This window comes from Planomonospora parontospora (genome assembly GCA_014647935.1).
Taxonomy (GTDB): domain Bacteria; phylum Actinomycetota; class Actinomycetes; order Streptosporangiales; family Streptosporangiaceae; genus Planomonospora; species Planomonospora parontospora.
In genome coordinates this window covers 222,340-249,331 of sequence record BMQD01000012.1, presented here as the reverse complement: position 1 = coordinate 249,331, position 26,992 = coordinate 222,340, and the positions used below count along the sequence as shown (strand labels likewise).

The window sequence follows — 26,992 nt, the reverse complement described above, 5'->3', positions numbered from 1 at the left end:
ACCGCCCGTGCCTGGGGAGCAGGGGCCGCAGGATCACGAGCGGTGCCGGATCCGGCGGCCGGAGACCTCGCTGGGAACGATCTTGATGTAGAGGTCGCGGGTGCCGCCCGCCCAGGACTGCACGCCCGCCGCCTCCACGGCCGCCTGCTCGTCGGGGGAGGAGACCAGGTGCGCCCCGCCCCGGATGAGCACGCTCCAGCCCTCCCGGTTGGGGTCGTCGATCCGGTCGACCTCGAAGGCGACCTTGAACTCGACGCCCGGGACGCCGGTGCGCAGGTTCTCGCCGAACGGCCCGTCGGCGGCGGTGCGCAAGACCACGGCGTTGTCGTGCAGCACGTAGTTGACCGGCAGGATCGTCGGGCCGCCGCCGTCGTCGAAGGCGACTCGGCCGACGCCGCCGGGGAAGATCAGGTGCAGGCACTGGTTGGGGTCGAGCTTCTCCAGCGAGGCCCCGGCGGCGCCGGGACCGCGTCCGGGCGGCAGGTCGACCGTGCCTCCCAGCAGCTCCTCCGGGCTGGTCTCCAGGGCGGTGGCCAGCCGCTGCACGGTCTCGGCGGCGGGGGAGGCCGCGGCCTCCTCCAGGTAGGCGAGGTAACCGGGGTCGATCCCCGCCCGCCCGGCCAGCCCCTCCCTGCTGAGGCCGAGGGTCTCACGCCTGGCCGCGACCCGGCGGCCGAGGTCGCCGGAGGCCGTGATGCGTTCGGTCATGGGTTCTCCCGATGAAGAAGGCGGAGGTGGTCCCGGCCGCCGGCGCGCCCCGGAGCCGGCGTGCCCGGAACCGGATCACTCCGGACCTCCCCCCGCTCGCGTGACTCTAACCCGCGCTCCGGCCGCCGGACGGCCGTCATGATCGATCGCCATCGTAGGGCAGGGGACGGCCCCGCGACCGGTTGCGAAGGTCCCTGCCGGCGAGGGACCTTCGGCGCTTATCCCGCCGGATCCGCCCGGGGATGCTGGAAGCAGGGAGGCCGACGGGAGGACGCCGGCCGGGAACGGGATGCGAGGTGCGGAGATGAACGTCCACCCGGCGAGGAGCACGACGCCCGAGGAGGCCGCCTTCGCGCTCCGCGCGGCGGTGGAGGCCGCCGTGCAGGCGCCGTCGGTGCACAACACCCAACCGTGGGCCTTCACGATCGAGGGCGGGGAGATCCGGCTGGACGCCGACTCCGGCAGGAGGCTGCGGGTCGGCGATCCGGCCGGCCGCGAACTCCTGATCAGCTGCGGCGCCGCCCTGCTGAACGCGCGGCTCGCCCTGCTCGAGCTCGGCTACGAGCCGCGGGTGCGCGTGCTGCCCGATCCGGACCGCCCCGCCCTGCTGGCGACGATCCGGATCGGCGGGGAGGCTCCCCCCGACGAGCACACCCGCCTGCTGCACGCCCAGATCGAGCGCCGCCGCACCCACCGGGCGGGCTTCACCGATCTGCCGGTGCCGGAGCGCCTGGTCGAGGCGCTCGTCGCACAGGCGTCGGCCGAAGGGGCGCGCTTGACCCCCGTCCGGTCGGAGGCCGCGGTCCGGGTGCTCGCCGCGCTGACCGGCGCCGCGCAGGACGTGCAGTCGCAGGACCGGGTCTTCGGCCTGGAGGTGGCCCGCTGGGCCCGCCCGCCCGGCAGCCCCCGCGGGGACGGCGTCCCGGCGCAGGCCTATCCCCGTGAGGTGAGGACCGATCCCCCCTTCGCCCAGCGGGACTACGCCCGGGGCCACTCCTGGGGCCACGCCGCCGACCAGTTCGCCGCCACCTCCGCCGGGGTGGTGGCGGTGCTGACCACCTCCGGCGACTCCCGGGAGGAGTGGCTCGCCGCGGGCCAGGCGCTGCAGCGCGTCCTGCTGCACGCCTTCGCCTACGGGATCAGCGCGGCGTTCCACAGCCAGGCGCTGGAGATGTTCCACCTGCGGGAGTTCCTCCGGCAGGAGATCTGCTCGGGGGAGTACCCGCAGATGATCATGCGGTTGGGCTTCACCTTCGACGACACGCCGGGCGTCCGGCGGCCGGTCTCCGAGGTGCTGGAGGAGCGCTGAGCGTCCGGTCCGGACAGGAGGCCCGATGGGCCCGGCGCCCGTACGGTGCCCGCGGGCGCCCGTACGGCGCACGCGCGCGGAGCGGTTCCCCGGGGCTCCGCGCCGGGCCGCCCGGGACGCCGGACCGCCCGAGGCGGCTCAGTCCCGGGCGTGCTCCCAGTAGGGGTCGCGGTAGAGCACCACGGTGGTGCCGCGCAGCAGCTCGTCCGGGGCCGAGACCAGCACCAGCTCGCCCGCCGCCTCCAGGCTCCGCAGGACGTCGCGCACGCGGGGACCGACCGGCAGCCGACCCACCGGCAGGCCCAGGGCGTCCCGGACGGCGTCGGCGACCTGGGAGAGGCGGAACGGCCCGGGCAGCAGGGCGATCAGCGCACGGACGACGTCGACGGTGATCACCGTCTCGGCCTCGGCGTAGGCGAGCTGCCACTGCAGTTGCGCCCTGCGCCGCCCGCTCCCGGCGCAGGAGGTGCAGGGCTGGGCGTAGTTGGGCACGACCTGCTCGGTCCCGGAGCCCAGGCAGGTGGTGCACTGGTCGGTCTCCATCGCGTGCAGCTCGGCCGCCGTCCGGTCGCCCAGCTGCTTGCCGCACAGGCAGAGATAGACCCGGAAACCGCCGCCGACCAGGGCGAGATCGTCGGCGTCGTCGGGGATCTCCTCCCACAGCGCGGTGATCGTGTGTTTTCTCATGGTCTCCGCGACTCTACCGACCCGCCCGGGACGGGGCCGCCGGAGGAGGCCTCCGGGGGCCGGATATCGCTACTTTAGGGGGCATGACGACATATCGCGGGAGCGTTCAGCGGGTGCTGCGGTGGCCGGTGAAGTCGCTGCGGGGCGAGGAGATCGAGCAGGCGCGGCTCGACGAGCGGGGGATGGCCGGAGACCGGGCCTACGCGCTGGTCGACGAGCGCGACCACCACGCCGGCAGGGTGCTGACCGTGCGGCAGCGCGCGGAGATGCTCCACTGGCGCAGCGGCTACCCGGGGGAGGACCGTACGGGAGAGGGGACGCCGACGCTGACGGCGCCGGACGGGTCCGAGTGGAAGTGGGACGACCCCGGGCTGGCCGGTGCGCTGGCGGAGTCGCTGGGGACGCCGCTGCGCCTGCGGGCCGCCGACGGCCAGCAGGACCGGGGGCCCACCGTGCTGGTGACGACCGAGGCGTCCCGGGCCGCACTGGAGGAGGAGCTGGGGGCGCCGGTGGACCTGCGCAGGTTCCGGCCGAACCTCCACCTCCTCCTGGACGCCCCCGCCTTCGCGGAGGAGGAGTGGACGGCCGGCACCGCGATCACCGTCGGGGACGCGGAGCTGGCGGTGGAGGGGACCGTGGCGGGACCGTGCATCAGGTGCGCGGTGCCGAGCTGGGACCCCGACGGGCGGGAGCGCTGGCCGCGGCTGCAGAAATGGATCATCGAGCGGCACGCCAACAAATTCGGAGTGATCATGACGGTGGCCCGTCCCGGCACCGTCCGCAGGGGCGACCCGGTGGCGGTCGCCCCGGTGACCGGAGCGTAGCCGGGGCACGGATACGGACCCCGCCGCCCGGAGGGGAGGATGGGGCGCGGTGCCGGATGCGGGAGGCCCGGGACGGGTTCCCGGGTGAGGAGGAGACGGAGATGTCAGTGCTCGTGGCGTTCAGCGTGACGCCGATCGGAGCCGGCGAGGACGTCGGCGAGACCGTCGCCGAGGCCGTCCGGGTGGTGCGGGCCTCCGGCCTGCCGAACCGGACCGACGCGATGTTCACGACGATCGAGGGCGATGACTTCGACCAGGTCATGGGTGTCGTCAAGGACGCCGTGGCGGCGGTCGAGGTCCGGTGCGGGCGGGTCAGCCTGGTGCTGAAGGCCGACATCCGCGCGGGCGCGGGCGGCCGCATGGACGCCAAGGTCGCCACCGTGGAGCGGCATCTGGCCTGACCGCGAGGCGCGCGGCGGCCCGCGGGCCGGGGAACACCGGAGGCCGGTGATCAGTTGAACCGTTCGGGTCGACGCGCGAGGAGAGTGTGCCGCATGGCGGGAAGAGGATCGGTCGGACGACTGGTCGCGGGCGGGCTGGCGCTGGCCGCGGCCGGGTGGGCGCTGCGGGACGTCCCGGCGGAACTGGGCGGCAGGGCCGCCGGCGAGCGGCTGGCGCGCGTGCTCCGGTCGCCGCAGTTCCGTGACGGGGCCTTCCGCAACTCCGTGCCGGCGGACCTGGTCCCGCCGGGCAGCGCGCCGGCGATCCTCGCCCGGATGCTCCTCGACCGGGACGGCCGCCGGCCGGCGGGACCCGTCCCGCTGGTGGGCTCCCCGGCCACGCCGCCGTCCGAGACCGGCCTGAGCGTCGTCTGGTACGGCCACGCGACCACGCTGGTGGAGATCGAGGGACGGCGGGTGCTGTTCGACCCGGTCTGGAGCGAGCGCGCCTCCCCCGTCCCGATGACCGGCCCGCGGCGGCTGCACCCGCCGCCGGTCCCGCTGGCGGGCCTTCCGGCGCTCGACGCGGTCGCGATCTCGCACGACCACTACGACCACCTCGACCGGGCGACGGTGCGCGCGCTCACCGCGACGCAGACCGCCCCGTTCCTGGTCCCGCTGGGGATCGGCGCCCACCTGGAGCGCTGGGGCGTGCCCTCCGCCCGGATCGTCGAGCTCGACTGGGAGGAGGAGGCGATCGTCGCGGGCCTGAGGTTCACCTCCACCGCGGCCCGCCACTTCTCCGGCCGCACCCTGCGCCGCAACGACACCCTGTGGGGCTCCTGGGTGGTCGCGAGCGCGCGGCGGCGGGTGTTCTACGCCGGCGACTCCGGCTACTTCGACGGCTACGCCCGGATCGGCGCCGCGCACGGGCCCTTCGACCTGACGCTCATGCCGATCGGCGCCTACAGCCCCAGCTGGCCCGACATCCACATGGACCCCGAGCAGGCGGTCGCCGCCCACCTGGACCTGGGCGGCGAGCTGCTCCTTCCCGTGCACTGGGCGACGTTCAGCCTCGCCCTGCACCCCTGGGCCGAGCCCGTCGACCGGTTGTGGCACGAGGCCAAGGCCCGTGACGTACGGCTCGCGATCCCCCGGCCGGGCGACCGGATCGACGCCGGCGACGCGCCGCAGACCGACCCCTGGTGGGAGCTGCTCGGCGAGATGTAGAACCTTTGCATCATGCGCCCGTTACGTCGATTTTTTTGGGGTATGGCGCCTCTGGACCTCCGGGTCCGGTGAGCCGTGGCGGGGGCCCTCGCTCAGCGCGACCGCCGCACGTGGACCGCGAGTGTGAGGGGGTGGGACGCGTGACCTCCGTTCCCCGGCCGCCCGACGAGGACGAGCGCCTCGCCGAGCTGGCCGAGCTGCAGTCGCTGCGGACCGTGCCCGAACCCGACTTCTCCGCCATCGCCCAGCTGGCCGCGACCGTCTGCCAGACGCCGATCGCCCTCGTCACCCTGGTCGGCGCCGACGGCCAGGAGTACAAGGGCCGGGTCGGCGTCACCGCGACCCACGGCGCCAGAGAGGCGACGGCGTGCGCGTACGTCATCTGCGGCCGCCGGGTGCTGGAGATCCCCGACGCGCTGGCCGACCCGCGCTTCCGCGAGAACCCCTGGGTGACCGGGCCGCCGTACGTGCGCTTCTACGCGGGCGCGCCCATCGTCAGCAGCCACGACCACGCCCTGGGCGCGGTGGCGGTGATGGACCACGTGCCGCGCACGCTGAGCCCGCCCCAGCGGCAGGCGCTGGTCACCCTGGGAGCCAGTACCGCCGGGCTGCTGGAGGCCCACCACTACACCCAGCGGGCCGACGAGATCATCCACCGGCTGCGCGACGTGGAGGAGCTGAAGAACCAGTTCCTGCGCACCGTCAACCACGAGCTGCGCACCCCGCTGACCTCGATCGGCAGCTACCTGCAGCTCATCCAGGACGGTGATCTGGACGAGGTGACCGAGCAGAGGTTCCTGCGCGTCATCGAACGCAACAGCCACCGCATCCTGCGGCTGATCGACGAGCTGCTGCTGATCGCCAGCCTCAACGCCCGCACCGTCTCCCACCGCCCGGCGCGGACGGACCTGGTCGCCCTCGCCCGCCGTACGGTCGACCGGTTCACCCCCGACGCCCGCACCGGTCAGCTGGACATCCGCCTGCACGCGCCGGAGCACGTGATGGTGTGGGCCGACGCCGGCCGCCTGGAGCACGCGCTGGACCAGGTGGTGGACAACGCCGTCAAGTTCACCCCGCCCGGCGGGAACGTTGACGTCGCCGTCATCGCCGGTCCCGTCCCGGCGGTGGAGGTGCGCGACAGCGGCATCGGCATCGACCCCGCCGACATCGATCACGTCCTGAAGGACTTCTACCGTGCCCCCGGCGCCGAGGAGCGGGCGATCGGCGGCACCGGGGTGGGCCTGGCCATCACTGACAAGATCGTCACGATGCACGGCGGCGAGGTGCGCATCAGCAGCAGGCTCGGCCACGGCACCTGTGTGCGCATCACGCTGCCCGCCGCGACCGGCGGCCCGGTGCCGGTGGGCTGACCGCGGCGCCGGCACCGGGCCCGCGGCGTCGGCCCCGCGGTCGGCCCCGGGAAGGCCGGGCTCCGGCGGGATCGGCTCCGGGAAGAACCGGCTCCGGCCGCCAGGCGGATGCGGACGACCAGGTCGTGCAGGACGCCGTCCGCAGTGGCGGTCTCCGGCCGCCAGGCGGGGAGCGTCGCGGTCACAGCAGGGCCTTCCGCACGGTGGTCAGGTAGTCGTCGACGGCGCGGCGGTCGGGGAGTCCGGGCAGGGCGCTCCGGTCGCCGAGGGCGGTGAAGGCGGCGCCCAGCTCCGCACGCCAGCGCTCCACCTCCGGCCACGGGATCTCGCCCCGGCGCAGCGCCAGCAGCCGGTCGCGGTGGGCGTCCATCCGCACCAGCGGCTCACCCTCGCAGACCAGGTGCAGCCCGCTGATCATCAACCTGATCATGTGCATCGCCTGCTTCCACTTCGGCCGGGCGGGATCGAGCCTGCGGAACTGGGCGTCGGCGTAGCCGGTGAACGTCCGGCAGGCGCGCCGGGACAGGAACGCCCGCCGCAGCGCCAGCAGATCGCGGCCCGCCGGGGCGCAGTGCTCGACGAGCGGCGACCACAGGCACTCCAGGACCGTGGGGTTGGCCTCCAGCGCCAGCACGCAGAACCGCTCGACCTCCCAGGAGAACTGCTCGGGCAGCGGTCCCTCGACGTGGGTCGGGGGTTTGTCCAGCCGCCAGAACAGCGGGGTCGGCGCGGCGAAGACGCCGCGCCGGTCCACGTCGGACTCCTCGGTCTCCAGCCCGTACGCGCGGGAGCCGACCACCACCGACAGCACCAGATGATCCGGGACGAACCGCATGTTCACCGTCCCAGCCTGCCAGAGGGGGCGCGGCTCCCCGTACGGGGTTCCGGAACGCGCGGCTCAGCCGGTCCCGAACGGGTTGTTGACGGCGTAGCGCCACACCCCGTCCGGACCCCGCCGGGCGACGTCGGCCGCGCTTCCCTGGAGGTGGACCTCCTCGCCGTTGCCCGCCGTGCCCTGGACGGACCAGTCGACGATGAGCAGGGCGACGTCGCCTGCGACGTAGGCGTGCCGCAGCCGGGCGTCGATCGGGAGGCCGAGCCCGAGGAGGTGCCGGTCGGCGGCGGCCCGTGCCTCGCCCGTGACGGGATGCCCCGGTCCGGGGACGAGCACGCCCGGGTCGTCGTAGAGCCGGTCGAGGTGCTCCGCGTCGCCGGAGTTGAATGCTTCGGCGAACGCCGCGGGAAGTTGCGCGGCGTCTTCGGGGAGAATCGCACGCGAGGTGCCGTCGTCATGAGTTGTCATGACATACGCATCGTATCACATTGATGATCTTCAGGGTGGGAGCCGCTCCAACGCGCGCCGCCGGCGCTCTGGGAGGGGGCGGGCCACCGGGCGGTCACTCTCGATCTCCCGTACCCCTCACCCCCCGCCCGGCCGGTGCGCCGCCGTGGAGGACGCACCGGCCGGGGTCGCGGCGGGCCGGGTGACCGGGGGCCGGTGGGTTACCCTCAGTCCTTCACCGCGCCGCCCAGCCCGGCGACCAGCCGCCGCTGCACGGCGACGAAGAAGACCAGGACCGGGACGGTCATCAGCGTCGACGCGGCCATGATCCCGCCCCAGTCGTTCTCATCGGGTTTGAAGAAGACGAGCAGCGCCGCGGGCAGGGTCTGGTTGTGGGTGGCCGAGATGATGAAGGTCCGGGCGAAGACGAAGTCGTTCCAGGCGGTGATGAAGGAGAACACACTGGTCGCGACGAGGCCGGGGGCGACCAGCGGGAAGATGATCCGCCACAGGATGACCGCCCGGCCCGCTCCGTCGATCATCGCCGCCTCCTCGATCGCCTCCGGCACCGCGGCGACGAAGCCCCGCATCATCCAGATCGCGAACGGCAGCGAGAAGGCGAGGTGGACCAGGACGAGCGAGCCCAGGGTGTTGAGCCCCGCGCCGGGCACCACTCCGCCCAGATCCCGGACCAGGAAGAACAGCGGGATGGTGAGCGCCTCGACCGGGACCATCTGCGCCACCAGGAACATGATCAGTACGCTCGTGCGGAACCTGAACCGGAACCGGGTCACCGCGAAGGCCGCCAGGAACGCCACCACCGCGGAGAGCACGACGACCGAGAGCGCGACGGCCGCGCTGTTGAGGAAGTACCGGCCGAAGTTCTCGGCGCCGAGCACCCGCCGGAAGTGCTCCAGCGTGGGCGCCAGGGTCCACGGGCGGGTCTGGAGCGACTGGATCTCACCGGCCGGTTTCACCGCGGAGAGGACCATCCAGTAGATCGGGAAGAGCGTCACGGCGGCGGCGGCCACCGCCACCGCGTTCGCCACGAGCCGGGACCTGTTCACAGGCTCTCCCCCCTGCGGTGCAGCGCGCGGATGTAGAGCAGGGTGACCGCGAGCAGGATCAGCGTCATGACCATGCCTATCGCCGAGCCGAGGCCGTACTCGGAGGATCCGAAGGCGGTCTGGTAGGCGTACACGTTGAGCACCGAGTTCTGCCCCGCGATGCCTCCGCCGTTGGTCATCACGTAGATCTGGGTGAATATCTTGAAGTCCCAGATGATCGACTGGATGACCACGATCGTGATCAGCGGCCGCAGGATCGGTACGAGGACCTTCCAGAACGACTGCCACACCGAGGCCCCGTCCAACGCGGCGGCCTCGATGACCGAGGCGGGGACCGCCTGGATCCCGGCGTACAGCGTCACCATGACGAACGGGAAGGAGTGCCAGACCACGGTGGCGCCGACCACCCCGAACGCGACCCACCGGTCGTAGAACCAGTTGAAGCCCTCGATGCCCAGCACCTGGTTGACCAGGCCGAGGTCGGCGTCGAACAGGAACATCCAGACCGTGGAGCCGGTCATCGCCGGGGCCGCCCACGCCGCCATCGCCGCCAGGGAGAGCAGCAGGCGCGGCACCCGCCCCGCCCTGGACAGCACCACGGCCAGCGTCGCTCCGACGGCCAGCGTGGCGGCCACGAGCGCTGCCGCGAAGGCCACGGTCTGCCCGAGGACCGACCAGAAACGCTGGTCGCCCAGGAGGGTCGCGTAGTTGCCGAGCCCGACGAAGGTCGTCGGCTCCCCGCCGCTGACCTGGGCCTGTCGGTAGTCGAACACCGATAGCAGGCCCAGCATGTAGATCGGGTAGCCGAGCAGCGGGAGCAGTACCGCCGCCGCGGGCAGCAGGTAGAGCCAGGGCCGCAGCCCGTCCCTGAGGCGGGGGCGGGGTCCCGTCCGGCGGGCCCGCGGGCCCGCCGGGGTGGTGGCGAGCGTGGTCATGACCGGCCGAAGGCGGCGTTCACCGCCGCGGCGGCCTCGGTGGTGGCCTGCTCCACCGTGGCCTGCCCGGTCGCGATCTTCTGCAGCATGGTCGGGATGACCTTCTGGTTGTCGATCTTCACCCAGGCCGGGTCGACGGGCACGAAGCGGGTGCCGGCGGCGACCGTGTCGAGGAACGGCTTGAGGAAGGGGTCCTTGGCCGCCAGTTCCCGCCTGGCCGAGGTGAGCGTGGGCAGGTTGCCCATCGCCTCGTACATCTTGACCTGGTAGGTCTTTCCCGCGAGCAGCCGGACGAACTGTACGGCCAGCGTGCGGTGCCCGCTGCTGCGCATCACGCCGAGGTTGTTGCCGCCGGCGAACGCGGGGGCGGGCGTGCCCGCCGTGGATCCCGGGAGCGGCACCACGGCGTACTTGCCCGCCGCCGGTCCCGCGTCCACCGCGGACCGGCTGAAGTTGCCCAGGATGCCCATGGCGGCCTTGCCGCTCGCGAACAGCTCGACGGTCTTGCCGCCGGTCAGCGCGGCGCACGCCTGCGGCGGGCAGACGTCGTCGCTCAGCAGGCCGGTGTAGGCCTTGACGCCCTTGCGGGACTCGGGGCTGTCGAGCTTCTCGATGTCGCCGCCCGCGTCCCAGACGAACGGGAGCGCGCCGAAGGTGTACTCGCCGCCGACCGCGATGCCGTACAGGTCGGGCTTCTTCGCGCGGACGGCGCGGGCGGTGGTGGCCAGCTCCTCCAGGGTGGCGGGCGCCTTCAGGCCGAGCTCGTCGAAGACGTCGGTCCGGTAGTAGAGCGCGCGGACGCCGATGTACCACGGCACGCCGTACAGCCTGCCGCCCGCGGTGGCCGACTTCAGCAGGTCGGCGTTGATCTCCTTGCCCTCGGCCCAGGCCCCGACGTCGGCGCCGAGGTCGGCGAAGCCGCCCGCGGCGGCGTACTCGGCGAGGTCGGTGTTGCCGTACTCGGCGACGTCGGGCGCGCTGGCGGGGTCGTTGAACGCGCCCTTGAACTTCTCGTGCCTGGCCGGGGAGGTCGGGATGTAGGAGACCTCGACCGTCACGTCCGGGTGGGCGGCGGTGAACTCCCTGACCGCCTCGGCGACGACCTTCTCCTTGGGGGCGCGGTTCGGCTCGTCGAAGAGCCACACCCGCACGGTCCCGGTCCTGTCGTCCCCGCCGGTCGAGGACGGCGCGGTGGACGGTGCGCAGGCGGCAAGGGCCAGCAGGGCCAGCCCGGCGGCATACGACTTCAGGATCTTTGCGCGTTTCATGGTGTTCGTTCCTTCTCGTACGGCTGGCTCAGTCTGGTCAGTCCGTTGACAACTCGTCAATATGCTGAACAGAATTTCTATAAAGAAGGTGGCCGGGGGCGGCGGTCCGGCGACGGACCTGAGAAGCTGTCACCAGCACCGGTCCGAGAAGGAGTCCCATGCCCACCCCTCCCGCGCCCGAGACCTCGGCGGCCCGAGATCTCGCCGATCTCGAACCGATCCTGCGGCCGATCATGAAGGCCGTCGCGGCCGCGGTCGGCCCGCACTGCGAGGTCGTCCTGCACGATCTATCGGGCGACGGCATGGAGCACACCATCGCCGCGATCGAGAACGGGCACGTGACCGGGCGCGCCGTCGGCGGGCCCTCGACCAACCTGGGCCTGGAGATGCGCCGGCAGGAGGCCGAGGACCATGACGAGTACGGCTACCGCGGACGTACCGCTGACGGCCGCGAGCTCCGCTCGTCCTCGGTCTACCTGCGCGACCCCGACGGCCGGGTCATCGCCGCCCTGTGCGTCAACGTCGACATGACCCCGCTGCAGGCCGCCCGGGCCAGCCTCGACGAGGTGCTCAAGAGCACCGGGGCGGCCCCCGACCGCGATGAGATCTTCGCCGGTGACATCAACGAGGTCCTGGACAACCTGATCGAGACCGCCATCGCCAACACCGGTAAAGCCGTGGCCCTCATGGATCGGGAGCACAAGATCGAGGTCCTCCGGTTCCTCGACCGGAAGGGCGCGTTCTTCGTGAAACGTGCCGTCGACCGGGTGGCCCGGCGGCTCGGGGTCTCCCGCGTCACCGCCTACAACTATCTCGACCAGATCCGGGCCGGGACCGGCTGACCGCCGGCCGGGGAAGGGCAAACGGACGGCCACGCCGGGAGAAGGAACGCCATCCGGGACAGGGCGCCCGGGACCCGCCGGCCGCTCACGCGCCGATCGGATCCGGACGCCCTGTCCGCTCCTCCTTCTCCGGGGTGCCTTCCCGCAGGATCAGGCGCCGGAGCCGTGCTCACGCGCCTGTGGGTCACCACCGGTGGTCGCGCCGAGCCGCCTCTCCCAGAACGCCGACAGTTCAGGCGGGGCCGCCGTCCGGCCCCGGAGTCCGCGGTATCGGGCCAGGAGCGCGTCCAGCGCTCAGGGCCGCCGCGGACCACAACCACCAGCAGAAAGGACCAGGAGAAGAGTATGGAGGGGCTGCGCTCCCACCGCCGGCGAAGCAGGTCGCCTGCGGTCTTCTTCCAGCGGCCCGCCGCGAAGCGGGTCATCTGGCGGCGAAGTCCTGGGTCCAGTAGATCACGCCATCGGAGTCTTCGGCCGCGCCGACCCCGATGAAGATGAGCTTGCAGTTCATGATGGCGGCCTTGGCCACGGAGTGGTCCATCCAGGACTGCACGACCGCAGCCGGGGTGCGATAGCCCTTGGCGACGTTCTCCGCCAGCCTGGTGCCGCCGGTGAAACCGGCCTCCTTGATGCGGTCCGTGAAGGATCGGCCGTCGTGGGAGGTGTTCGAGAGGTAGCCGTGCTGCGCCATGTCGGCGGAGTGCCCGCGGGCGGCCCGGTGAAGCCGCGGGTGGTGCTTGAGCGCCCGGCACCCCTTCTTCGCCCGCCGGGCATTGACCAGTCGCACGACCGTGTTCTCCCGCGCCGTTCCCACTGTGGCGGCGCCGGATACGGACGCCGTGCCGGCCGGCCCGAACAGATCGGGCGACCCGGACCGGCCGGCGCCGGAAGCCGGGGACGCCGCGGCGGCCTGCGCCGTACTCACGGGTGCGGCGATCGTGGCCAGGGCGGCGGCTGCGGCGAGCAACCCCAGAGGTCGGCGCACAGGAAACTCCCCCGGTTGCGGTGGACGCCGGACGGCTCCACATTCTGGCGCGACCCATATCGATGTGTCACCTTATGTCTCAGCGATCGCCGCACGCTCAAGGCCGCCGCGTCACTGCGGGCCGCCGCCATGTCGAGCGCGCTCACCCCGGACCGTCCCGAGCGGGTAAGGAGCAGCATGGCGGGATCGTGGACCTGATCACGCTGCAGACCCTCAGCCACCGCGACGCGCCCAGGGCTTCCGATGACCGGCTACAGCCGCGAGCGCTTCCCGCACTGGGCCGCCCAGGGCAGCGGCTGCGACACCCGCGGTCGGCGGGGAGACCAGCCATACGCCTTCGATCCGGAGATCTACCAGCGGCGCAACGTGGTCGAGCGAGCGATCGCGCGGCTGAGACGGTACCGCGCGCCGGCCTCCCACCATGCCAAGCGCGCGGTCGTCTGCCGCTGTCAGATCTGCTGGTCGCCGCCTTGGACCGGCTCTCATGATGCATGGGGCAGGCTTCAGCCCCTGCCGGGGACGAGGGCGCCGGAGGGCAGGCCGGCGGTGACGTACTCGTCGTAGAGCATGTCCCACGAGGCCGCCGGTCCGTTGTGCGGGTCGGCGGCCGGCCGGCCTTCGGCCCGGGCGCCGAGGGCGGACAGGCAGACGTGCCAGCCGGCCGCGTTGCGGGCCGCGGTGTTCGAGGCCTCCAGGACGTTGGTGAGGGTGAACCGGGTCCGATGGTCACCGAGCGGTTCCAGGTCGAAGTGGAGTTCGTCGCCGCCCCAGGTGAAGGCCAGCCGGCGGGGCGGGTCGACGGCGATGAGCCGCCCGGTGGACTCGGGCATGCGCCGATCGCCGGAGAAGGTGATGGTGCCGCCGGGGACGAGCTCGACGGTGATCTCGGGGGACGGGAACCAGTGGGTCAGTTCGGCCGGCTCGCTGATCAGGGTCCAGACCTTCTCGATCGGGTGGTCGTAGATCCGCTGGAAGCGGATCGCGGGGCGGCCGTCGTCGAGTTCGAGGTAGGTGCCGGAATTCGTGATGATCATGATTTCTCGGGGTCTTTCCGCTCGTCGGGTTTCCGGCGCCGTGCCGGACCGTCGTCGTGCCGCTCCGCGTCGCCGGCGTCCAGGCGGCGGTCCAGTGCGTCGAGGCTGCTGTTCCACAGTCGCCGGTAGGGCGCCAGCCAGGCGTCCAACTCGGCCATCGGGGTGGGTATGAGCGCATACAGTCTGCGCTGCGCATCGGGCACGACCCGGACCAGGCCGGCCTCGCGTAGCACTCGTAGGTGCTTGGACGTGCTCGGCTGGCTCAGTCCGCAGGCTTCGCTCAGTTCGCCGACCGGACGTGGACCCGCCAGTAGGAGGTGGAGGATCGCGCGTCGGTTGGGGTCAGCCAGTGCGTTCCACGCGATGGTCTCCATACAGCGAATATACTAGGCCGGGAATATAACTGGCAAGGAATATTCGAAGTGGGCGGCTGGCCGGACCTGCCCTGTACCCGATGGCGGGACGGCCGCATGACGTCTTCCGTCGGACAGAGCCCAGGGAATGATTCAGCAGGGCAGGCCTTCGGACAGACCCGAGGAGGTGACCATGACGGCGAGAAGCCGACCGAGGGTATCGGTGACGATGTCGCGCTTGCGGCCGACGATCTTCTTGTCGGCGTCGGTGCCCTGGGTGGCGGTGGGCGCCGAAGACGCCGCTGAACAAGGACGGCCCCTGCGAGCCGGCCTGTGCCGACCGCTCAGGCCGGGGGTTTCCGCTGAACTGGTCGCGCAGGCCGACGGCGTGGTCACCGCCGTCACCGATTCCCCGCGGCAAGGCCCTGCCCGGACTGGCCCGGGAGCGCGGCGAGCCGGTCTGGATCGCCGACCTGGCAAGCGACCCGTGCGAGTTCTCCCGCGGGCCGGGCGCGCTGGAGGCCGGCCTGCGCTCGGCCATGGCCCTGCCGGTGCGCAGCGGCGACCACGTGCTGGGCGTGCTGATCTTCGGCGCGGGGAACGGCGTCGTAGCCGTCCCGGATCCGCTCAGGACGAGAGCGGAGGAGCCGATGGTGTGCTCGGCAGCACTATCGGAAGGAAACCGTCAACGATGTCACGACTCATCGGCCGCTGGAAGGTGGGCACCCGCCTCATCGCGTGCTTCAGCATGATCGTCGCCCTGTTCGGCGGCGCGGCGCTGGTGGGCCTGAACGCGCTGCGCACGCAGGACGCGGCGATCGAGCACATGGAGCAGATGACCGTGCTCGGCCGTGACGTCCAGGAGATCAAGTACTTCAACTCCGACGTCAGCGGCTGGCAGGTCGCCTACGCCTGGGAGGCCGCGCTGGGCGATCCGGCGGCCGCCGTCAAGGCCGACGCCGCCAGCCGCGCCGGATACCTGGAAGTCGTCGGGCGGCTGCGCAAGCACCTGCAGAACGTCGACACCACGGCGATGACCGCCGAGGAGAAGAAGACGTTCCAGACCCTCACCGCCGACTGGGACGCCTTCCTGGCCATGGACGACAAGATCGCCGATCTGTTCGCCAAGGGGACGCGCGCGGCCCTTGCCGAGGCCAACACCATCATCGGCGGCGCCTCCTGGGACATCTACTACCGCATCATGGAGAACACCGACCGGCTGGTCGACAGCGCCACGGCCCGCAGTGACGCCGCCGCCGACAGCGCCGCCGCCGCATCGCGCTCAGCCAAGATCCAGATGGGTGTGGCCGTGCTGGCCGCACTCGTCATGTCGGTCCCCCTGCTGCGCCTGCTGCGGCGCAGCATCACCGTTCCGCTGGCGGAGTCCACCGGAGCGCTGAAGGCGCTGGCCGCCAAGGACCTCACCCGCCAGGCCGACACCTCCGCCATGGGCGGAGAACTGCACGAGATGGGCACGGCGATCAACGAGGCCGTCGGCGTGCTGCGCGGCGCGGTGACGCAGATCAAGACCGACGCGCAGCAGCTGTCGCGGGCCTCAGAAGCCATGCGGTTCTCCACGACCCGGATCGTCACCAGCTCCGACACCGCGACCTCGCGGGTGGAGAACGCCTCAGCGGCGGCCGGCGAGGTCAGCGGGAACGCTCAACTGGTCGCCTCGGGCGCCAGGGAGATGGGCCTGTCGATCCAGGAGATCAGCAAGAGCGCCTCCGAGGCGGCCACCGTCGCCGGCGAGGCGGTCGCCGCCGCCGATTCGGCCAGCACGCGCGTCCAGCGGCTCAGCACCTCCTCCTCCGAGATCGGCGCGGTGGTCAAGGCCATCAACGCGATCGCCGAGCAGACCAACCTGCTGGCGCTCAACGCCACCATCGAGGCGGCCCGCGCCGGGGACGCCGGCAAGGGCTTCGCCGTGGTGGCCGGCGAGGTCAAGGACCTGGCGCAGGAGACCGCACGCGCCACCGAGGACATCGCCGCGCGGGTCAAGGCGATCCAGTCCGACAGCGACGGCGCCGTGGAGATCATCAGCGGTTTCCAGGACGTCATCGGAAAGATCAACACCTACGTCACCACGATCGCCGGCGCCGTGGAGGAGCAGAGCGCCACGACGGCCGGCATGAGCAACAGTGTCAGCGACGCCGCGAGCGGATCGACACGGATCGCCGACCACATCTCCGCGGTCGCCGAAACGGTGTCGCAGGCGCACCACGCCGTGAAGGAGAGCATGGCGACGATCGACGAGCTGGCCGTCATGGCCGAGCAGATGAACGAGCAGGCCAAGGCCTTCAACGTGTGATCACCGAGCCGGGCCCCGCCCGGGAGCGTGCCGCGTCGTGACCGCGGCCACAGCGCGGCACGCACCCGGGCACGACATCGCCGGCGGGCGAGCACGCACCCGCGCACCGGCGAGCCCCCTCGCCGGACGCATCGTCGCGGGTGAACAGCCGTCCGCTGGCCTGCCGGCGCGCTGAGCCGGTAATCGGCCGACAGCAGGGGCCCTGTGCTTGCGCGGCTCCGGAAGTACGGGGTGCTCCGCCGGTGCGTACGGCGTATCAGCGTGTTCACCAACCAGGTGGGACTCCTTGTCTCCGGATCTCCATCATCCGGTAGTCAAGATGTCCACGCCTCCGGGCGAAGGCCCGTTCCCGGACATTCAAGATGTTGATGAAGCTGACGCTCGCGTTGAGCAGGGATGGATGTGCGACGACCCCGCCCGATTGCTCTTGGCGGGGTCGTCGCACATCCGCCCATCCTCATTGCGAATGACACGTTCATCCTCGACGAGATGGACGTCGAAGCGTTGATGGAGAAGCCGTACGCCTCGTATAAGGGGCCCCAGGAGCGTCATCCGTTGCGCGTAGCCGGTCTCTTCGCCCAGTTCATACAGGACAAGGCAGCTGGGATCACCGTTGGGATCAATGTGGGTGCCGCGCTCCCAGCGGGGGAGTGCTACGCGAAACCGGGCTTGTCGACGGTGCCGTAGATGCCCGTGGACCCGTCCGGACGCCTTGTGGTGTCCTCCCGCATCGTCATGCAGGCGTTGGTGTAGACCGTGCGGCTGTCCGGTTGCTCCATGCTGTGGTTATTCAGGCGGTGGGTCCGGCAACGTATCTGTCGGCGTGTGCGGTGATTCGGGTGGCGAAGGCGGCGAACATCGCGTCGGTGGCGGTGAGCAGTTCGGGTTCGGCGGCGCCCGCCACCTGGGCCTGTCCAACGCCACCGCCGCGCACCTGGCCGAGGCGCAGGCCATCGCCCCGGTGGTGTGCGTGCAGAACCCCTACGGCCTCGGCCTGCGGCCCAGTGGCCATGTCCTGCCGCGGGCCTGCGCGGAGCGGGGCATCGCGTTCGTCCCGTTCTTCGCGATCGCCGGAAGCGGCGAGGAGGCGGGCGTGAGCGGCGCCGACAGCGAGGGGGTTCTGGTCGTCGCCCGCGCGCACGGGGTGAGCGCCGCCCGGGTCCGGCTGGCGTGGACGCTGGGCCAGGGACCGAACGTGCTGGCCATCCCCGGCACCGGCGACCCGGACCACGTGGCCGACAACATCGCCGCCAGCGCGCTGCGGCTCTCCGCGGATGAGATGGCCCGCCTGGACTTCCTCCACCGGGCAGGCGGCTGACCGGTACGGCGCAGCGGACGCCCCACCGGAGCGGTACCCATCCCGAACCCGTCCGACCGCCTCCGGTCCGGCCGCTTCCCACTGCGTAAGTTTTGTCCCACGTGTCAGGACCGCCCGGGGCGACGCCGCCGGACGGTCCGGCGAGGCACCCGGCACCACGCCGGGAGAAAAAGGGGATTCCCGCCCGTGCATACGGAGCGGACCCCGGAAGAACCCACGCCCGACGTCAACGCCGATGAGGCGGCGGCACGCTACTGGAGGACCCGCGCATACCTCGCCTACGCGGGGTTCGCCCTGTGGGCGCTCCTGATGCTGGCCGGCGCTGGCGACGTCCCGCCGCCTGGTGATCCCCTCCTGTAGGAGGGGATAGGGCCTCCTGCCGAATGGATGCATAGGCGCGGCGGTGTTCGCGTACAACGCCCAGTCAGGAGCGGACAAGAACGAGTACCGGCGACGGAGCAGCAAGCGTCACGGCCACTGACGGTTACCGAATTGTCCTTATAAGAGTTCGAGTCCTCGCCGCCAACCCGAGTCCGCCGTGTCGACGAGCCGCAGCCAGGTGGTCAGGCCGCCCGGCATGGGCCAGGCCCGAGTCCGGGCGGGAACGTGGGCCGGCTCGTCGAGCGCATGAGCCCACATGCGGTGAACGCCCATGAGGGCCCGGCGGGCACCGGGCGTGCCCCGGGTCGCCTCCCGCTCCATGAGCGTGACGTCCCTGTCGTACGTCCGGAGGAACGCCTCGATGTCGAGCGGCCGGTCGTGTGCGGTGCAGCGCCAGGAGCGCGGGCTCGTGCTCCTCGGCGAGGGCGGCGACCAGCCGGTCGTGGCCGTCCAGGACGACGTAAGCGTTCAGGCCGCTGATCCACCACAGCAGAACCGGCGGAAGGGACCGGGTACGCGCCTGTTTCCGGTACGCAGTGACCCGGCCGTCGTCGGCACCGGAGAGCGCGCGCAGCGGGACCACCCCGACGGGGTCTCCGCCGAACCAGTCGATGTACCCGCTCGGATGGTCGCGCTTCAGCACGACGTCCCAGCGGTTCCGGCAGGATGCCAGGCCGGGCGCGTGCGGCCTGATGGTCCAGCGGCCCCTGTGCACCGGGCCGTCGGTGGCGAGTTCCCGTGCGAAGTGGTGGGCCCAGTGGGCTGCGGGCGGATCGGGGAGCCCTTCGAACCTGCGGACCAGGTCGGCACGCAGCGGGCGGACGGGTGAGCGGAAGCCCTCGGTCCGCAGGTAGTCCACTCCGTAGTGGCGCCCGTCGAGCCGGGCCAGCAGGATTGGCCGGCCGTCCTGGACGATCGCCAGGTGACCACCGGATGCCGTCTCGACCCGCAGCGCGGGCCGAGCGGGCCGGTCCGGCTCCAGAAGCAGTCCGTCCCAGCGGCCGTGGTCGTCGGGCCCTCTCTGTCAGACTGCTGTCGTCCCAGCCCGGGGTGACCAGCCTGAGCGTTCCGGCGATCCCGGCGGCGCGAGCATCGCGCTCCACGATCCCCAGTGCCGCATAGATCCGGCCGTCCATCTCGGCGAAGGCCGGCCCAGGCTGCTCATAGGAGTGCATGCCGCAGTGTCGCCTACTGCCGGAAGCCGATTCAAATGAGAAACCGCACCAGCGGCGAGGATGTCCGCATGCTCATGAGCTGCGCGGTTTTCAGCGAGGTCGAGCAGCATCAGCGGTTCGAATGTCCCAGGCGTGCTCGGGTTTCGTATCCGGACTGGAGTTCCATGGCGGGACGTCCCCGTCGAATACGGTCCGTGGAACCGGGTCTACGACCTGTTCCGCCGATGGCAGCGGAACGGCACCTGGCACCGGATACTCACCCAGCTCCAGTCCCTGGCCGATGCGAAAGGCACGATCACATGGGACCTGAGCGTCGACTCCACGGTATGCCGCGCCCATCAGCGCGGGGCCAGGGCCCGCAAGCAGGGTGACTCACAGAAGGAACCACCAGGCGGCATCTTCACCGAGCCTGGTGATCACGGGTTGGGACGTTCGCGCGGCGGGTTCACCACCAAACTGCACCTGGCCGTCGAGCAGGGCCAAAAGCCCATGTCGATCGTGGCGACCGCTGGGCAGCGCGGAGACTCGCCGCAGTTCCAACCCGTCTTGGAGAAGATCCGCGTGCCCCGCATCGGGCCGGGGCGGCCATGTGTCCGTCCCCATCGGGTCCGCGCCGACAAGGCATACGCCTCCCGCAGAAACCGCGCCTACCTGCGCCGCCGTGGAATCCGCTGCACCATCCCCGACAAGGCCGACCAGATGCGCAACCGCCAGAAGCTCGGCTCCCGCGGCGGCCGACCACCGCATCTCGACCCAGCCGACTACCGCAAGCGTCACACGGTCGAGTGCGGGATCAACCGCCTCAAGAGGCACCGCGCCGTCGCCACGCGATACGGCAAGCCGGCGGTCCGCTACGAGGTGACCGTCCTCATCGCTGCCATCAACGAGTGGCTGTGATCAGCGCCTCCACAGGGACCCTACGAGACCCTGACCACGTACTTGCCCTGGACGCCGCCCGCCTCCAGCGCCCGGTGTGCCGCTGCTGTCTCCTCCAGGGGGAAGACCGTGTCCACCGCGGGGCTCAGCTTGCCCTCGACCACATGGCGGGCGAGGTCGTCGAAGTCCGCCCGCGTGGGGTTGCCGCTGAAGAAGCGCACCCGGCTGTGTCCGCGGACCGTGCTGGCCGCGAGGTAGCCGAGCGACGCGGCGGGCCGTTTAAGGTCGAAGGCGATGGTGACCATGCGCCCGCCGGAATTCAGTAGGTGCCGGAAGGCCCGCAGGTCGGTCCCCACGGTGTCCAGGACCACGTCGAAGCGGCCCAGTTCCGCCGGCCGCACAGTCCGGTGGTCGACAGCCTTGTGCGCGCCGAGCCCGCGGACGAAGTCGAGGTTGGCTGCGCGGGCGAGGGCCGTGACCTCGGCGCCGTACGCCCGTCCGAGCTGGACGGCGGCGTTGCCGACACCGCCCGCCGCACCCCGGACGAGGAGTCGTTCGCCGGGGCGCAGCCCGGCTTTGTCCCGCAGCGCGGTGATGGCCGTGGTGGCCACCGGCAGCGCGGCGGCGTCCACCAGGTCAAGGCCGTCGGGAAGCCTGCCGACCCGCTCGGCGGGCACGGTCACGTACTCGGCGGCGCTGCCGAACCCGGAGGTGCGGCCCAAGACCCCCCATACGCGGTCGCCGGCCGCGAACCGTGTGACTCCGGCACCCAGTGCGGCGACCTCGCCGGTGAAGTCCAAGCCGATGCGCTTGGGAAATTTCCGGCCGGTCAGGAGACGGAGACGGCCGGCACGGGCTGCCAGTTCGCCGCCGTTGACGCTGAACGCGCGCACCTTCACAAGGACCTCGCCGTGGGCCGGCTCGGGGCGTGGCACGCGGCCTGCGTAGAGCACATCGGGGCCACCGTAGCGGTCGTAGAGCACTGCCTTCATCATGCGGTCGTTCATCGTTCTGCCTTTGCCGCCGGGGGCCGTACAGGGGTCTGGCATCGACCGTAAGCTCTTAATCGGACGCAATCGTCCGTTTGGACCGGAAGCGAGAGACAGTGATAGCGGAATCCTCTCGGATCACAGCCCGGGACAGGGTGCGGATGGACGCCCGGCGCAACCGGGAGCGCATCCTCGTCGCCGCCCGTGCGGTCTTTGCGGAGCACGGGATCGACGCCCCGATGGCGACCGTGGCCCGTCGGGCCGGGGTCGGCGTGGCGACGCTGTACCGGCATTTCCCGACCCGGGACGCTGTGGTGCGGGGCGCGTTCGCGCAGCAGATGGAGACCTGCGCGCGGGCGCTCACCGAGGCTCTGGCCGCCCCTGACCCGTGGCAGGGCTTCCAGCAGCTGGTTGAGACGGTCTGCACTCTGCAACGGGAGGAACGCGGGTTCCCGGCTGCGTTCGTCGCGGCCTTCCCGGAAAGCCCGTCGGAACACGCGCAGTCCCGGCAACGAGCCGAGCGGGACTTCACGACCTTGGTACGCAGGGCCCAGGCGTCGGGCGCGCTGCGGGCCGATTTTCACCCTTCCGACCTCGCCGTGGCCCTGTTGGCACACTGCGGTCTGGTGACCGCCCTACCGGATGATGGTGCAGCGTCCCGGCGCCTGGTGGCCTATCTGCTCCAGTCGTTCCGGGCCGGCACGGCCAACGAACCGCTGCCTCCGCCGGCTGCGCTGACAATACGCAGCCTCCCGATTGCGCCTGACAGTTCCCAGGGGCAGCGGCCCCCCAGAGCCTGACATGAAACGGTACCTGCCGCAGGGCACGTCCAGTCCGACAACTCCACCCTCGCATAAGGCTAAAAACGGAATATCTGGCCGAAAGGGTGTGGGACTGAGTCCTCCCGCACCCGTCAGCACCGAAGAGCGCTATCGCCAAAATTCGGTCCGACTCTCCCCGGGGTCAAGGTCGTGCCGGGCACCATCGGGACTCCCTGCACAGTCACCGACCTCGACGACGCATCCGAGCTGGCCCGCCGGGCCGAGGACGTCGACCGGCCCATCCTGGTCACCGCCGACGCGCACGGGCCGCTGTACCTGCTCGGCGACGGCACGGTCCTGTACCGTCTGCGGGCCGCGACGCAAGCCGGTTGCGGGGACGGGCTCACCCAGAGGTGACCGGCCGCGTCCCGAGGTGACCGACGTCCCTGGGGGCTGTCGCCTGCTGTGCCGGGTCCGCGCCGCCCGGTAGGTCAGGGCCGTGCGATGCGCTCGAGCCATCGCTGCAGGAGAGCGGTTTCGACCGGTTCGAGGGCCTCGGTGCCGCCGAGCTGCAGTTGCGCGCGCAGGCGCAGCGCGGCGGCCCGCAGGGGATCGGCGTCCTGCCGGGCGGGGGGCTCGGTGAGCACGTGCGAGAACACGGCGTCGCGCATGCGGTGGGACAGGGCGGGGTCGGCGAACAGGGCCGGTCTGGCGATGTGGTCCAGGGCGGTCCCGATGTTGGCCGCCAGGATCAGCCGGGCGGCGGTTCGCGGCTCGAGCTTGAGCGCGCCCGCCGCCGCGCACCGGGTGAGCGCCGCCGCCAGCAGGTCCGTCACGCGGTCTCGCGCCGTGGAGTGCGACCACGGCCGCGGAGTGAACATCAGCTGGTAGAGGGCCGGGTTGGCCTGTGCGAACGCCATGTGGCCGTCCCAGCCGGCGTGCAGGTCGGCGACCGGGTCGCCGGTCCGCTCCTGGGCGGCCTTGAGCGCGGCGTACCGCTCGTAGCCGTGGTCGGCCACGGCGTCGAGCAGCCCGCGCTTGTCACCGAACAACCGGTAGAGCACGGGCTGGCTCACGCCGACCGCCTCGCAGACCGCGCGGGTGGCGATCTCGTGGTCCGAGGACGACGCCAGTTGCCGCTCCGCGGCCTCGATCATCGCCGCGCGGAGCGGCTCCGTCTCTGTCATGCGATCAATGATACAGCCAGACGCTAGCGGCGATAAGAAACTGTGCTATCGTCATTACGTAACACCGGTACGGACCACCCGTACCGGTGATATGACGAAAGGGTTTTCCCATGAGCGATCAGCGCGTGGCCGTCGTCAGTGGCGGCTCCCGCGGGATAGGCAAGGCGATCGTGCTGGCGCTGGCGGCACGCGGCTGTGCGGTCGCCGTGGGCTTCCAGGAGTCGGCCTCCGCAGCGGCGCGGGTGGCCGAGGAGATCACGGCGTCCGGCGGCCGGGCGATCCCCGTCCGGGCCGACGTGGCCGACGAGGGCGCCGTCGCCGAGATGTTCGACGCGGCCGAGAAGTCCTTCGGCGGAGTCGACGTGGTCGTCAACTCCGCAGGGCGGCTGTCGCTGTCCCCGATCGCCGACCTCGACCTGGACGAGCTGGACGCCCTGCACCGCACCAACATCCGCGGCGCGTTCGTGATGGCCCGGGAGGCCGCACGCCGCCTGCGCGCCGGAGGCGCGCTCGTCAACCTGTCCACCTCCGTGGTCGGTCTGCAGTTCCCCGGCTACGGGGCGTACGCCGCGAGCAAGGGAGCCGTCGAGGCGATGACACTGGTGCTCGCCCGCGAACTGCGCGGACGGGACATCACGGTCAACGCCGTCGCGCCCGGCCCGACCGCCACCGATCTGTTCCTGGACGGCAAGGACGAGGCGACGATCCAGCGGCTCGCCGCCCAGCCGCCGCTGGAGCGGCTCGGTACCCCCGAGGACATCGCCGAGGTCGTCTCCTTCCTGGCGAGCCCGGCCGGGCACTGGATCAACGGTCAGGTCGTGCGCGCCAACGGCGGGATCATCTGACGGCCTCACGGGAGGTCGCGCCGCCAATCCCGTCCGGTCCGCCACTCCGGCCCCCATCGTCGCCGGTGTGGATCCGCACCGGATCTGCACCGGTGCGCAGGCATCGAGGACCCGGTGTCCTCGGCCGCCCCACTGTGGATAACCACCATACGAAAGGTAATCGTCATGCCGTTCGCCAACCTCAAGGTCCCCGCCGACACTCTGACCCCCGAGTCCAAGAAGAAGCTCATCGACGCCGTCACCGACGCCTACGCCGACGTGTACGGCGAGCGCGCCAGGGCGACCACCCTGGTCCTGCTCGAGGAGGTCGCCGACGGCGGCTGGGGCCTCGGCGGCAACGTCCTCACCGCTGAGATGCTCGGCCGCAGCTGACCCGGCTCGGCCCGGCTGCGGCAGGTGACGGTGTCGAGCGCGCCGGGCGGGCCGGTTGCTCGATGAGTTTCTTGCTGAACGTGAACGTTCGAAAGCTCGGTGACGCCGCGTAGACCAGGGAGCCGCCGCCGGGGGTGTAGGGCACCGACCCCGGCAGCGGCAGCCCTCTGCCCGGCTGCACCAGGCGCGCAGCGGCGGGCAGGTCGGTCCCCTGGCCGGCGAGGTCGATGACGCCCACATCCCGGTTGCTGAGCGTCATCGCGACCTGCCGCCCGTCCGGCGCCCAGGCCAGCCCGGCGAGTAGTCCGGGGGTGGTCGTGACCCGGTCGCGGCGCTGTCCGGTGGCTGCGTCGACGACCGAGACCCTCGTCCCGCCCCGGGTGGGGACGGCGTAGGCGAGCCGGGTGCCGTCTCGCCCGGTGGTCCGCGCCGTCATCGAGGCGGGCGTCCTGGTCTCCACCCGCCATGCCTCCTACACCGGCTGGGTGAGTTTCACCGCCTGCAGAACCCGTTGGGGCCCTGCCGCCGAACGCGCGTGGCCCGCCGACGTCACGGCTTTCACCCGGCGCCGGGCACGAGCGGCATGGCCCGTCTCACTGGTTGAAACGAGGGCCGGTGCGGTGTTCGGCCGCCCTCAGGGCTGCGGCTGCGCGGACAGCGGCGCGGGCGGGACCGGCTGGCGGTGGGGGTCGGCGAGGTCTGGGCGGAGCGGGCCAGCCAGATCTGAACCGCGCCGGGTTTCGTGGAGGCCGGGTTAGCTGGCTCCGGCGAGGATAACCGGGCCGTTGTCGGTTCGGTAGAGAGTCTCGAGCTCCGCCGGTGGACGGTCACCGCAGGCGCTCTGCAGCCGCCGGTTGTTGTACCAGTCGACCCACTCCATCGTGGCGATCTCCACATCGTCCAGGCCCCTCCACGGGCCCCTGCGATGAATCAGCTCGGTCTTGTACAACCGCCAGCCGCCAGCCCACGATCATCCGGGAGCAGGCGTCGATGACGAACGCGGCGTAGACGAACCCCGACCAGGTCGGGATGTAGGTCAGGTCCGCCAGCCACAACCGGTTCGGGGCAGGGGCGGTGAAGTCGCGCTCGACCAGGTCGGCCGGGCGCGCCGCCGCCGGCTCAGCGATCGTGGTGCGTTTCTTGTGGTCACCGCGCACCGCGCCGGTCAGGCCGAGCCGCCGCATCAGCCGGGCCACCGTGCACCGTGCCACGCGCACGCCCTGGCGGCCCGAGCTCGCGCCACATCTTGCGCACGCCGTACACCTCGAAGTTCTCCCTCCACAGGGTCGTGATCTCGGCCATGAGCTCCTCGTCGCGCAGGGCCCGGGCCGACGGCGGACGAGTCCTGGGGGCGTAGTACGTCGAGGGCGCGACCTCGAGGACCGAGCAGATCGGCTCAACGCCGAACGCGTCGCGGTGGGCGTCGATGAAGGCGACTACCTGGGCGGTCGAGGGTCGAGTTCCGCTGCGAAAAAAGCAGGCCTTAGATTCAGACGATCAACGCAACACTGCTGGTGGATGGATGGGTGGATGGGTGGATGGGTGGATCGTGGCTCGGATGGGTCGGCCGGGAATGTCAGATGCATCCGGTAGGACACCATGCCGCCGTCTCCGACATGCAGCGGGAGGGGGCCGTCATCACCGACGTCGTCGAGTACCGGTGCAGCACGACCGGCGTGGCCGAGACGCAGGACGTCAAGGTCAAGATCGAGCTGACGATGCCGGCCGAAGCCACGGCGGGCGAGCAGATGACCATCGGCTGGCGCGGCACCTACGTCAGCGACGCCACGGCCTTGAGAGCCCCCGCCACGGGACTGGCCGCCGACACCAAGCTGTACGCGGCCGTCAGCGGCCTGGCCGGCCTGACCTCCGCCACCGGAGTAGGTGAACTCGCCTCCATCGGCCCCACCCAGATCATCCCCCTGCCGACGGCCGTGCTCCCCCTGAAGACCACCTCTTCCAAGGCGGGCACCGCGATGGTACGGTCGGCCGCCGTCAACGCCGGGACCCGGCCCACGGAGCCGTCGATCCAGTGCGAGGTGCAGAACGCCGACGCACTGACGACCCACCCCCTCGCCATCGCGTCCGCCGACGACCGGCCGACCCGGCCCCGGTGACGCCGAGCCAGAGCGCCACCGCCACCGCCACCGCCACCGCCACCGCCACCGCCACCGCCACCGCCACCGCCACCGCGACCGTGACGGCGACGGCGAGCACCCGGCCGACCTCTACGGTCACCGTGACCGTCACCGTCCAGGCGACCGCTTCCGCACCGGCGACGTCGCAGCCGGCTCGCGACCTCACGGCGAGCGCGGCCGGACCCTCCGCCGACGGCGACACCAAGGTGATCGTGACACCGGCGGGGGGAGCCGCCACCGGAGGCGGCGGTGAGGCCGGGCCCGACGGCCGAGTGCCCGTGTCGCTCGGTCTGCTGGTGACCCTCGCCGCGGTCACCGGCCTGCGGCTACGCCGCCGCGCTCTCTCCGGAGGATGACCCGCCCGG

General features: G+C 71.7%; 32 protein-coding genes, 1 pseudogene and 1 other annotated feature. Of the genes and pseudogenes, 17 read left to right on the top strand and 16 right to left on the bottom strand.

Annotated elements, in window-relative coordinates; all coding sequences use genetic code 11:
* Window positions 1–33 precede the first annotated feature (33 nt).
* On the bottom strand, window positions 34–708 hold the full coding sequence (locus tag IEZ07_RS20475) for a helix-turn-helix domain-containing protein (RefSeq protein WP_191896196.1): 675 nt from the start codon (window positions 706–708) through the stop codon (window positions 34–36).
* A gap of 304 nt (window positions 709–1,012) precedes the next feature.
* On the opposite strand from IEZ07_RS20475, the gene IEZ07_RS20470 reads away from it, so the two are divergent.
* The gene (locus tag IEZ07_RS20470) at window positions 1,013–2,017 is read left to right on the top strand and encodes an Acg family FMN-binding oxidoreductase (RefSeq protein WP_191896195.1); all 1,005 of its coding nucleotides are present in this window, start codon (window positions 1,013–1,015) and stop codon (window positions 2,015–2,017) included.
* 138 nt (window positions 2,018–2,155) lie between these two features.
* On the opposite strand, the gene IEZ07_RS20465 is transcribed toward IEZ07_RS20470, so the two are convergent.
* Window positions 2,156–2,704, bottom strand: coding sequence for a hypothetical protein (locus tag IEZ07_RS20465; RefSeq protein WP_191896194.1), 549 nt, complete (start codon window positions 2,702–2,704; stop codon window positions 2,156–2,158).
* 83 nt (window positions 2,705–2,787) lie between these two features.
* Here IEZ07_RS20465 and IEZ07_RS20460 point away from each other — a divergent pair, with 83 nt between their 5' ends.
* From IEZ07_RS20460 to IEZ07_RS20445, 4 genes are all read left to right on the top strand, one after another.
* On the top strand, window positions 2,788–3,528 hold the full coding sequence (locus tag IEZ07_RS20460) for an MOSC domain-containing protein (protein WP_191896193.1): 741 nt from the start codon (window positions 2,788–2,790) through the stop codon (window positions 3,526–3,528).
* A 101-nt stretch (window positions 3,529–3,629) separates the two neighbouring features.
* Window positions 3,630–3,929, top strand: a complete 300-nt coding sequence (locus IEZ07_RS20455) for a thiamine-binding protein (protein ID WP_275413843.1) — start codon at window positions 3,630–3,632, stop codon at window positions 3,927–3,929.
* Window positions 3,930–4,022: 93 nt separating this feature from the next.
* The gene (locus IEZ07_RS20450) at window positions 4,023–5,138 is read left to right on the top strand and encodes an MBL fold metallo-hydrolase (protein ID WP_191896192.1); all 1,116 of its coding nucleotides are present in this window, start codon (window positions 4,023–4,025) and stop codon (window positions 5,136–5,138) included.
* Between the two features lie 140 nt (window positions 5,139–5,278).
* Window positions 5,279–6,508, top strand: coding sequence for a sensor histidine kinase (locus IEZ07_RS20445; RefSeq protein ID WP_191896191.1), 1,230 nt, complete (start codon window positions 5,279–5,281; stop codon window positions 6,506–6,508).
* A 181-nt stretch (window positions 6,509–6,689) separates the two neighbouring features.
* Here the strand turns inward: IEZ07_RS20445 and IEZ07_RS20440 are convergent, their stop codons facing one another.
* From IEZ07_RS20440 to IEZ07_RS20420, 5 genes are all read right to left on the bottom strand, one after another.
* Window positions 6,690–7,343 (bottom strand): nucleotidyltransferase domain-containing protein, encoded by a 654-nt coding sequence (locus IEZ07_RS20440; RefSeq protein WP_191896221.1) that lies wholly within the window; start codon window positions 7,341–7,343, stop codon window positions 6,690–6,692.
* Between the two features lie 63 nt (window positions 7,344–7,406).
* Complete coding sequence (locus IEZ07_RS20435) at window positions 7,407–7,811, bottom strand: YybH family protein (protein WP_191896190.1); 405 nt, start codon at window positions 7,809–7,811, stop codon at window positions 7,407–7,409.
* Window positions 7,812–8,017: 206 nt separating this feature from the next.
* Complete coding sequence (locus IEZ07_RS20430; protein ID WP_191896189.1) at window positions 8,018–8,857, bottom strand: carbohydrate ABC transporter permease; 840 nt, start codon at window positions 8,855–8,857, stop codon at window positions 8,018–8,020.
* Window positions 8,854–9,792: a carbohydrate ABC transporter permease gene (locus IEZ07_RS20425; protein ID WP_191896188.1), complete on the bottom strand. Its 939-nt coding sequence runs from the start codon at window positions 9,790–9,792 to the stop codon at window positions 8,854–8,856. Before IEZ07_RS20425 ends, IEZ07_RS20430 begins: the two co-directional genes overlap by 4 nt.
* On the bottom strand, window positions 9,789–11,060 hold the full coding sequence (locus IEZ07_RS20420) for an extracellular solute-binding protein (RefSeq protein ID WP_191896187.1): 1,272 nt from the start codon (window positions 11,058–11,060) through the stop codon (window positions 9,789–9,791). The genes IEZ07_RS20425 and IEZ07_RS20420 overlap by 4 nt, the downstream gene beginning before the upstream one ends.
* Window positions 11,061–11,218: 158 nt before the next feature.
* On the opposite strand from IEZ07_RS20420, the gene IEZ07_RS20415 reads away from it, so the two are divergent.
* Window positions 11,219–11,902 (top strand): helix-turn-helix transcriptional regulator, encoded by a 684-nt coding sequence (locus tag IEZ07_RS20415; protein ID WP_084008309.1) that lies wholly within the window; start codon window positions 11,219–11,221, stop codon window positions 11,900–11,902.
* Between the two features lie 421 nt (window positions 11,903–12,323).
* Here the strand turns inward: IEZ07_RS20415 and IEZ07_RS20410 are convergent, their stop codons facing one another.
* The 4 genes from IEZ07_RS20410 to IEZ07_RS36325 form a co-directional block, all read right to left on the bottom strand.
* Complete coding sequence (locus tag IEZ07_RS20410; protein WP_204054454.1) at window positions 12,324–12,689, bottom strand: CAP domain-containing protein; 366 nt, start codon at window positions 12,687–12,689, stop codon at window positions 12,324–12,326.
* A gap of 701 nt (window positions 12,690–13,390) precedes the next feature.
* Window positions 13,391–13,921, bottom strand: a complete 531-nt coding sequence (locus IEZ07_RS20405) for an SRPBCC family protein (protein WP_191896186.1) — start codon at window positions 13,919–13,921, stop codon at window positions 13,391–13,393.
* Window positions 13,918–14,295 carry an ArsR/SmtB family transcription factor gene (locus tag IEZ07_RS20400; RefSeq protein ID WP_191896185.1) on the bottom strand — a complete coding sequence of 126 codons (378 nt, stop codon included), beginning with the start codon at window positions 14,293–14,295 and terminating at the stop codon, window positions 13,918–13,920. Before IEZ07_RS20400 ends, IEZ07_RS20405 begins: the two co-directional genes overlap by 4 nt.
* A gap of 132 nt (window positions 14,296–14,427) precedes the next feature.
* On the bottom strand, window positions 14,428–14,679 hold the full coding sequence (locus tag IEZ07_RS36325) for a hypothetical protein (RefSeq protein ID WP_373868865.1): 252 nt from the start codon (window positions 14,677–14,679) through the stop codon (window positions 14,428–14,430).
* On the opposite strand from IEZ07_RS36325, the gene IEZ07_RS36320 reads away from it, so the two are divergent.
* Window positions 14,577–15,026: a GAF domain-containing protein gene (locus IEZ07_RS36320; protein ID WP_191896219.1), complete on the top strand. Its 450-nt coding sequence runs from the start codon at window positions 14,577–14,579 to the stop codon at window positions 15,024–15,026. The genes IEZ07_RS36325 and IEZ07_RS36320 overlap by 103 nt on opposite strands.
* Entirely contained in the window at window positions 14,966–16,585 is a 1,620-nt protein-coding gene (locus IEZ07_RS20385; protein WP_191896184.1) for a methyl-accepting chemotaxis protein, read from the top strand. The genes IEZ07_RS36320 and IEZ07_RS20385 overlap by 61 nt, the downstream gene beginning before the upstream one ends.
* A gap of 653 nt (window positions 16,586–17,238) precedes the next feature.
* Here IEZ07_RS20385 and IEZ07_RS35820 read toward each other — a convergent pair.
* Complete coding sequence (locus IEZ07_RS35820) at window positions 17,239–17,364, bottom strand: hypothetical protein (RefSeq protein ID WP_275413844.1); 126 nt, start codon at window positions 17,362–17,364, stop codon at window positions 17,239–17,241.
* A gap of 44 nt (window positions 17,365–17,408) precedes the next feature.
* Here IEZ07_RS35820 and IEZ07_RS20380 point away from each other — a divergent pair, with 44 nt between their 5' ends.
* The 3 genes from IEZ07_RS20380 to IEZ07_RS20370 all read left to right on the top strand — a co-directional run bounded on the left by IEZ07_RS20380 (window position 17,409) and on the right by IEZ07_RS20370 (window position 20,356).
* Window positions 17,409–17,903, top strand: coding sequence for an aldo/keto reductase (locus IEZ07_RS20380; protein WP_239320239.1), 495 nt, complete (start codon window positions 17,409–17,411; stop codon window positions 17,901–17,903).
* A gap of 186 nt (window positions 17,904–18,089) precedes the next feature.
* The gene (locus IEZ07_RS20375) at window positions 18,090–18,263 is read left to right on the top strand and encodes a hypothetical protein (protein WP_191896183.1); all 174 of its coding nucleotides are present in this window, start codon (window positions 18,090–18,092) and stop codon (window positions 18,261–18,263) included.
* Window positions 18,264–19,591: 1,328 nt separating this feature from the next.
* Complete coding sequence (locus IEZ07_RS20370; RefSeq protein WP_204054456.1) at window positions 19,592–20,356, top strand: IS5 family transposase; 765 nt, start codon at window positions 19,592–19,594, stop codon at window positions 20,354–20,356.
* A 20-nt stretch (window positions 20,357–20,376) separates the two neighbouring features.
* Here the strand turns inward: IEZ07_RS20370 and IEZ07_RS20365 are convergent, their stop codons facing one another.
* Window positions 20,377–21,342 (bottom strand): NAD(P)-dependent alcohol dehydrogenase, encoded by a 966-nt coding sequence (locus IEZ07_RS20365; protein WP_191896182.1) that lies wholly within the window; start codon window positions 21,340–21,342, stop codon window positions 20,377–20,379.
* A gap of 143 nt (window positions 21,343–21,485) precedes the next feature.
* Between IEZ07_RS20365 and IEZ07_RS20360 the strand changes: the two genes are divergently transcribed.
* Both IEZ07_RS20360 and IEZ07_RS20355 read left to right on the top strand, forming a co-directional pair.
* A complete protein-coding gene (locus tag IEZ07_RS20360) occupies window positions 21,486–22,124 on the top strand; it encodes a TetR/AcrR family transcriptional regulator (protein ID WP_239320241.1) in 639 nt (212 codons plus the stop codon).
* 171 nt (window positions 22,125–22,295) lie between these two features.
* Complete coding sequence (locus IEZ07_RS20355) at window positions 22,296–22,502, top strand: hypothetical protein (protein ID WP_191896181.1); 207 nt, start codon at window positions 22,296–22,298, stop codon at window positions 22,500–22,502.
* A 74-nt stretch (window positions 22,503–22,576) separates the two neighbouring features.
* Here IEZ07_RS20355 and IEZ07_RS20350 read toward each other — a convergent pair whose 3' ends face one another.
* Window positions 22,577–23,272 carry a TetR/AcrR family transcriptional regulator gene (locus tag IEZ07_RS20350; protein WP_191896180.1) on the bottom strand — a complete coding sequence of 232 codons (696 nt, stop codon included), beginning with the start codon at window positions 23,270–23,272 and terminating at the stop codon, window positions 22,577–22,579.
* A 110-nt stretch (window positions 23,273–23,382) separates the two neighbouring features.
* Between IEZ07_RS20350 and IEZ07_RS20345 the strand changes: the two genes are divergently transcribed.
* Both IEZ07_RS20345 and IEZ07_RS20340 read left to right on the top strand, forming a co-directional pair.
* On the top strand, window positions 23,383–24,117 hold the full coding sequence (locus IEZ07_RS20345; RefSeq protein ID WP_191896179.1) for an SDR family oxidoreductase: 735 nt from the start codon (window positions 23,383–23,385) through the stop codon (window positions 24,115–24,117).
* 165 nt (window positions 24,118–24,282) lie between these two features.
* Entirely contained in the window at window positions 24,283–24,489 is a 207-nt protein-coding gene (locus IEZ07_RS20340) for a 4-oxalocrotonate tautomerase family protein (RefSeq protein ID WP_068900911.1), read from the top strand.
* Here the strand turns inward: IEZ07_RS20340 and IEZ07_RS20335 are convergent.
* Window positions 24,461–24,949, bottom strand: coding sequence for a TolB family protein (locus tag IEZ07_RS20335; protein WP_191896178.1), 489 nt, complete (start codon window positions 24,947–24,949; stop codon window positions 24,461–24,463). The genes IEZ07_RS20340 and IEZ07_RS20335 overlap by 29 nt on opposite strands.
* Window positions 24,950–25,243: 294 nt before the next feature.
* Window positions 25,244–25,980, bottom strand: a pseudogene (locus IEZ07_RS35815) (IS3 family transposase); the annotation flags it as partial.
* Window positions 25,855–25,968, bottom strand: a sequence feature (AL1L pseudoknot). (Overlaps the previous pseudogene by 114 nt.)
* Before the next feature lie 89 nt (window positions 25,981–26,069).
* Here IEZ07_RS35815 and IEZ07_RS20325 point away from each other — a divergent pair.
* Together IEZ07_RS20325 and IEZ07_RS20320 are read left to right on the top strand one after the other, a co-directional pair.
* Window positions 26,070–26,606 carry a hypothetical protein gene (locus IEZ07_RS20325; RefSeq protein WP_191896176.1) on the top strand — a complete coding sequence of 179 codons (537 nt, stop codon included), beginning with the start codon at window positions 26,070–26,072 and terminating at the stop codon, window positions 26,604–26,606.
* Window positions 26,603–26,983 carry a hypothetical protein gene (locus tag IEZ07_RS20320; protein ID WP_191896175.1) on the top strand — a complete coding sequence of 127 codons (381 nt, stop codon included), beginning with the start codon at window positions 26,603–26,605 and terminating at the stop codon, window positions 26,981–26,983. Before IEZ07_RS20325 ends, IEZ07_RS20320 begins: the two co-directional genes overlap by 4 nt.
* The last annotated feature ends 9 nt before the right edge of the window (window positions 26,984–26,992 follow it).